Genomic DNA, 6,121 nt, shown 5'->3' with positions numbered 1-6,121 from the left:
GCGCATCACATCCGCTGGTGGACACGCGATCGCGGGCCGACCGATCTCTCCAACGGGGTGCTGCTGTGTGAGACCTGTCACCATCGCATCCACGACAACGGGTGGGAGATCCGCATCGACGCTCCCGGGACCGGAACCAGAACCGGGAGTGGGACCGGGACCGGAACCGGGAGTGGGACCGGGACCGGAGCCGGGAGTGGGACCGGGACCGGAGCCGGGAGTGGGAGTGGAGCGCGGGTGTGGTTCATTCCGCCGCGATACGTCGACCCGCAACAGGCCCCGAGGCTCGGCGGGCGCGCACGCTTCGACATCGCCGCCTGACGGTGTCGCTGCACCATCACGGCGGCTCGGCATCAGGCCGGCGGCTCGGCGTCAGCCCGATCGTGTCATCCTTCGCACTCGGACATCTGCGGCGCGCTCCGCGACAAGCGCCGTGAGGAACGCCCGTCGACAATGAGAAGACGACCAGCTTCTCGACTGTCGCTGGCCCGCGCCACGCTCGAAGGAGAGTCCCCGATGTCCGATTCCGCCGCTTCCGCAGCCGCTGCGCTGCTCGACCGCATCCAGGCGCCGGAAGGCGCAGGCCGGGACATCCCGGATGCCGCGACCCGTGAGGTCATCGGGCGCGCCCCCGTGGCGTCGGTCGACGACCTCGACGATGCGATCGCTCGCGCGAAGGCCGCCCAACCGGCCTGGGAGGCGCTCGGCCACGAGAAGCGGAGCGCACTTCTCCTCGCAGCTGCCGATGCCATCGACGCCAACGCCGAAGGCCTCGCCCACCTGCTCTCCCGGGAGCAGGGGAAGCCGCTCAACGGTCCCAACGCCCGCTTCGAGCTCGGCGCGTGTTCCGCCTGGCTGCGCACCAACGCCACCACGGCGATCGAGCCGCAGGTCCTCGTAGACGACGAGACCCTGCACGCCGAACTCGTCTACAAGGCGGCCGGAGTCGTCGGTGCCATCGGCCCGTGGAACTGGCCGCTCATGATCAGCATCTGGCAGATCGGCCCCTCCCTGCGGATGGGCAACACCGTCGTCGCGAAGCCGAGCGAGTACACACCCCTGAGCGTGCTCGCGATGATCGCCGTGATGAACGAGGTACTCCCGGCCGACGTCTTGATCGGAGTCTCCGGCGACCGCGAGGTCGGCGCGCGGCTCGCCTCTCACCCGGACATCGCGAAGATCATGTTCACCGGTTCGACCGCCACCGGACGCCGCATCATCGAGAGTTCGGCCGGCAACCTCGCGCGCCTGACGCTCGAGCTCGGCGGCAACGACGCCGGCATCGTGCTGCCCGGCACCGACGTCGCGGCCATCGCCGAAGACCTCTTCTGGGGAGCCTTCATCAACACCGGGCAGACCTGCGCCGCGATGAAGCGCCTGTACGTGCACGACTCGGTGTACGACGAGGTCGTCGACGCACTGGCATCGATCGCCGGTTCCATGCCGATGGGCAACGGACTCGACGAGAACAACGTGCTGGGGCCGCTGCAGAACCGCGCACAGTTCGACATCGTCAGCCGCCTGGTCGACGATGCCAGGCGTCGCGGTGCGCGCATCGTCACCGGCGGAGAGTCGGCGCCCGAACTCGGGGAGCTCTTCTACCGCCCCACCATCGTCGCCGACATCGACAACGACGCGGCGCTCGTGCAGGAAGAGCAGTTCGGTCCCGCACTGCCGGTGATCCGATACAGCGACATCGACGAGGCCTTCGCGCTGGCTAACTCCCTCGACGTGGGACTGGGCGCCTCGGTCTGGTCGAGCGACCCGGAGGCGGCGCGTGATGCGGCCTCCCGGATGCAGTCCGGCACCGTGTGGATCAACTCGCACGGCGGACTGCATCCGATGGTGCCGTTCGGCGGCGTGAAGAGTTCGGGCTACGGGCTGGAGTTCGGCGTCGAGGGGCTCAAGTCCGTCGCCGTCACCCAGGTCGTCTCGGGCCCCGGCCGGAGGGCCTGACCCGTGCGCTCTGCCATCGTCGTCGGAGCCGGGACCTCGGGAGCCATCGTCGCGCGTCGTCTCACGGACGCGGGCGTCGCAGTGACCCTCATCGAAGCCGGCGGGTACGACACCAACCCGGCCATCCACGACCCCTCCCGCGCGGGCGAACTCTGGCACTCCGCAGAGGACTGGGATTACTTCACCGTCCCCCAGACGCACGCGGGCGGCCGTCGGCTGCATCTGCCGCGCGGCAAGGTCACCGGGGGATCGCACGCCCTCAACGCCATGATCTGGGTGCGCGGAGCCGCTTCAGACTACGACGCGTGGGAGCGCGCCGGCGCCCAGGGCTGGGGCTGGGCCGAGGTCGAGCCCGTCTACGAGGCCATCGAGAACGACCTGCTGCCGGTCACCGACGACTACCCGCTCTCGCCGATCCAGGCCTCGATCATCGACGCCGCGGTGCAGGAAGGACTGACGCACAACCCGGACTACAACGCGGGCACCCTCGACGGAGTCTCGCAGGAGCAGGTCACCATGCGCGACGGCCGCCGGGTCAACACCTGGACGGCGTACGCGCAGCCCGTCGCGGAGAAGCTGACGATCGTAACCGGACGCGAAGTCCATTCGGTCATCGTGCGCGACGGCCGCGCCGTCGGTGTGCGACTGGGGGAGGGGGAGGAGTCCGAAGAGGTCCTCGCGGACGAGGTCATCCTCGCGGCCGGTGCCATCGGGTCGCCCGTGATCCTGCTGCGCTCCGGCATCGGTCCGGCAGCCGACCTCACCGCGCTCGGCATCCCGGTCGTGCAGGACTCGCCCGGTGTCGGGCAGAACCTCCACGACCACCTCCTGTCGCCGGTGATCTTCACCACGCGGCGCCCGGTCGGGCCTCCGCAACCGGGAGTCTCCGTGACGCAGACGCACCTCTTCTGGCGCAGCCGCGACGACCTCGCCGAGCCCGACACGCAGCCGATCAACTTCTCGGTGCCCATGTGGGGCGAGCTCGACCCCCGTGGCGACGACGGGTTCACCCTCATGGCCGGCCTCGTGACGCCGCACAGCCGCGGCACTCTCCGACTCACCGGCGCGAGGCTCGCGGACCTGCCGGCCATCGACCTGGCGGCGCTGGAGGACGACCGTGACGTGGCCTCACTGGCCGCATCCGTGCGGCAGTGCCGTCGGATCGGAGCGCGCCCCGCCCTCGGTGAGGAGTGGGGCGCCGTCGAGGTGTACCCGGGCCCCGAGGTCTCCGACTCCGGAGTGGAGGACTGGGTGCGCCGCACCGCGATCACCTACCACCACCAGGTCGGCACCTGCCGCATGGGCACGGATGCGCAGGCCGTGGTCGATCCGCAACTGCGCGTGCGCGGCATCGCAGGGTTGCGAGTGATCGATGCTTCGGTCATGCCGACCGTGCCCACCGGCAACACCAACGCCCCCGCCGCGATGATCGGCGAGCGCGGCGCGCGTTTCGTGCTCGAGGGCTGAGGTAAAAGGGCTGAGGTAAGAGGGCTGAGGGACGAGCGCTGACCCCGGACAGATCCGGTGTCGACGCCTCGTCCTCTCAGTCGCCGTGCACCCGACGTCCGGCGAACCAGGTCGAGATGACCTCGGTGCGCACGATGTCCTCGGCGGGGCCGGCGATCGCGTCACGGGCCAGCACGACGAAGTCCGCCGACTTGCCGGGGGTCAGCGAGCCGGTCTCGTCGCCGAGTCCCATCGCGGTCGCGGCGTTGATCGTGAAGACCTCCAACGCCTCCTCGGCGGTGATGGCCTGCTCGGGCCACAGGGTGCCGGGTGCGCGGCCGAGCGGATCGGCTCTCGTCACGAGACCCTGCAGACCTTCGAGGGTGTTCGGAGAATCGCTCACGGGCCAGTCCGAGCCGCCGGCGACGCGGGCTCCCGCGTCGATCAGTGCCCGGTTCGGCTGGGAATGCTCCGCGCGCTCGCCGAGAACCTCGGACAGCGCCTGCGGGATCACACCCGGATACCAGATGAACGGCGAGATGTCGGCCGAGACATCCAGAGCCTGCAGTCGCGGGATGTCCGACTCGGGGCCGGCGAGGCACTGCCACGAGTACCAGCGCGGCGAGAGGTACACGTGCTCGTAGGCGTGCTCGGTGCTGTAGACCCATTCGACGCGGCGCCCGATGAGCGTCGTCGTCGGTGCAGCCTCGGCACCCGAGACCTCGGCGCCCTCGATCACGCCGGGGGCGAAGTGGTGCTGCACCCGGGTGCGCCCCTTCTCGGGCGCGGCGAGGATCTCGGAGATCACCGCGAGGGCACGACCGTGACGGAGGTCGAGGATCAGCGAGACGGCCTCGTTCGGCAGGTACCGGTGGTGGAACTGCACGAAATACAGGTCCGCATCGACTTCGAAGGCCTCGTAGTCGTCGGTGTCGGATGCCGCCTCGGTCGCGTCCTCTGCACCCGGCTGGTACTCCCAGGTCACGGCGGCGTCGGCGAACCGGTGGACGATACGGGTGCCGCGGGCGTCGACGACCGTGATCTCGCGGCCGCTGAGGGCGGTGCTGTGCGGAGCCTTGTTGGCGTCGAAACCGGGGGCGAGGCCCTCCAGCGGCAGCCAGGTGGAGGTGTCGGCGGGGTTCAGCGTCGTCATGGTCTTCGTGGTTCCTTCTGTCGGTGGGGGCGGGGAGGTCAGCGGTCGCTGAACTTCTCGAGGTCCGTGGCGAGGCCCTCGTACACGGCGGGCCTGGAGCGGCGGAGATAGGCGCCGTAGACGATGCCGCCGATGAGGGCGAGCACCAGCAGCAGCGGCATCAGCCGGATCGCGAGCTCTTCGGACCCCGCCACGATGTTGAAGTTCACGATCGCGAGGACCGAGATCGCGGCGATACCGAGGAACCCGATGCCGGGGGCGATGAAGGTGCTCCACCACCGCGGATCCTGGCGGCGGCGGAAGTACACGACGATCGAGATGGCCGCGAGCCCCTGCAGGATCAGCACGCTCAGGGTGCCGAAGCCGAGCATCGCCGGCACGAGGGTGAGGATCGGATCGGCGCCGGCGATCGCGAAGATGATCGCGACGATGCCCGCGAACCCGGCCTGCACGATGCCGGCGAGCTGCGGGGCACCGTTCGCGCGGGTGCGAGCGAGTGCCTGCGGGAGGATCTTCGCGCGCCCCAGCGAGTAGAGGTAGCGGGTCGCCGAGTTGTGGAACGCCAGCATCGCCGCGAACAGGCTCACCAGGAGCAGGATCATCATCAGGGTCGTCAGCGGACCACCCAGGTACTGCTGCGAGATCGAGAAGATCAGGTCACCGGTCGGCAGATGTTCGAGGGCGGTGGCCTGCGCCTGGGCGACACCCGTCGCGCTGACGACCGCCCACGTGGTGACACCGAGGATCACGCCGATCGCGATGATCGAGGTGTAGGTGGCGCGCGGGATCGTGCGCAGCGGCTGCTTCGCCTCCTCGCTGAACAGCGCGGTCGCCTCGAAGCCGAGGAAGCCGGTCGCCGCCAGCAGCAGGCCGATGGGCAGCGACCCGGAGAACACTGCCTCGGGGCTGAAGGCCGCCAGGTCGTAGCCGGTCTGCACGAGCACGGAGATGTCGAAGACGACCAGCATGAGCACCTCGAGCACCAGGCAGACGCCCAGAACCTTCGAGCTGAAGTCGACGCCGATCCGAGCGAGGACGAAGCACACCACGATCGACAGCAGTCCCCACACCAGCCAGTTCACATCGAGACCGGTGAGGTCGCGGATGATCGTCTGCATGAAGAAACCGCTCGTGCCGATCGTGCCGACCACGAAGAAGTTGTAGCCCAGCGTGGCGATCAGACCCGCGATCAGGCCACCGGTGCGCCCGAGGCCCTTCACCACGAAGGCGTAGAAGCCGCCGGCATTGACCAGCTGCTTCGACATCTGCGCGTAGCCGATCGCGAAGAGCAGCAGGATCCCTGCCACCAGGAAGAACGACATGGGTGTGCCGCCGCCGTTGCCGAGGGCGATGGCCAGCGAGGCCACGACCACGATGCCGGTCAACGGTGCGACCGCGGCGAGGACGAGGAAGACGATTCCGGCGACGCCGAGGGCGCCAGGACGGAGGGAGGTGTGGTTCTGCGTCGTGGACGCAGATGTCGGGTCTGCCACGTCGGCTCCTTTGCTGGTGACGGCCGTGCGGACACGGCATCGACGACGAGGGGAATCGTCGATAGAGCGAGTC

5 protein-coding genes are annotated in these 6,121 nt (G+C 69.3%); 3 read left to right on the top strand and 2 right to left on the bottom strand.

Annotated features, from left to right (window positions below; all coding sequences use genetic code 11):
* Positions 1 to 9: 9 nt before the first annotated feature.
* The 3 genes from GLO27_RS01085 to GLO27_RS01075 all read left to right on the top strand — a co-directional run bounded on the left by GLO27_RS01085 (position 10) and on the right by GLO27_RS01075 (position 3,423).
* Entirely contained in the window at positions 10 to 321 is a 312-nt protein-coding gene (locus GLO27_RS01085; RefSeq protein ID WP_347878381.1) for an HNH endonuclease, read from the top strand.
* Positions 322 to 516: 195 nt separating this feature from the next.
* Positions 517 to 1,956, top strand: coding sequence for an aldehyde dehydrogenase family protein (locus tag GLO27_RS01080; RefSeq protein ID WP_021200031.1), 1,440 nt, complete (start codon positions 517 to 519; stop codon positions 1,954 to 1,956).
* 3 nt (positions 1,957 to 1,959) lie between these two features.
* Positions 1,960 to 3,423, top strand: a complete 1,464-nt coding sequence (locus tag GLO27_RS01075; protein WP_167253213.1) for a GMC oxidoreductase — start codon at positions 1,960 to 1,962, stop codon at positions 3,421 to 3,423.
* A gap of 76 nt (positions 3,424 to 3,499) precedes the next feature.
* Here the strand turns inward: GLO27_RS01075 and GLO27_RS20205 are convergent, their stop codons facing one another.
* Together GLO27_RS20205 and GLO27_RS01065 are read right to left on the bottom strand one after the other, a co-directional pair.
* The gene (locus GLO27_RS20205) at positions 3,500 to 4,555 is read right to left on the bottom strand and encodes an amidohydrolase family protein (RefSeq protein WP_167253211.1); all 1,056 of its coding nucleotides are present in this window, start codon (positions 4,553 to 4,555) and stop codon (positions 3,500 to 3,502) included.
* A 38-nt stretch (positions 4,556 to 4,593) separates the two neighbouring features.
* Positions 4,594 to 6,048 (bottom strand): APC family permease, encoded by a 1,455-nt coding sequence (locus GLO27_RS01065; RefSeq protein ID WP_021200035.1) that lies wholly within the window; start codon positions 6,046 to 6,048, stop codon positions 4,594 to 4,596.
* Between the last annotated feature and the right edge of the window lie 73 nt (positions 6,049 to 6,121).

Source organism: Microbacterium sp. Be9 (assembly GCF_011754135.1).
Taxonomy (GTDB): Bacteria; Actinomycetota; Actinomycetes; order Actinomycetales; family Microbacteriaceae; genus Microbacterium; species Microbacterium maritypicum_A.
Note: the sequence above shows the minus strand (reverse complement) of the source record. Positions and strands in the feature narration are given on the sequence as shown.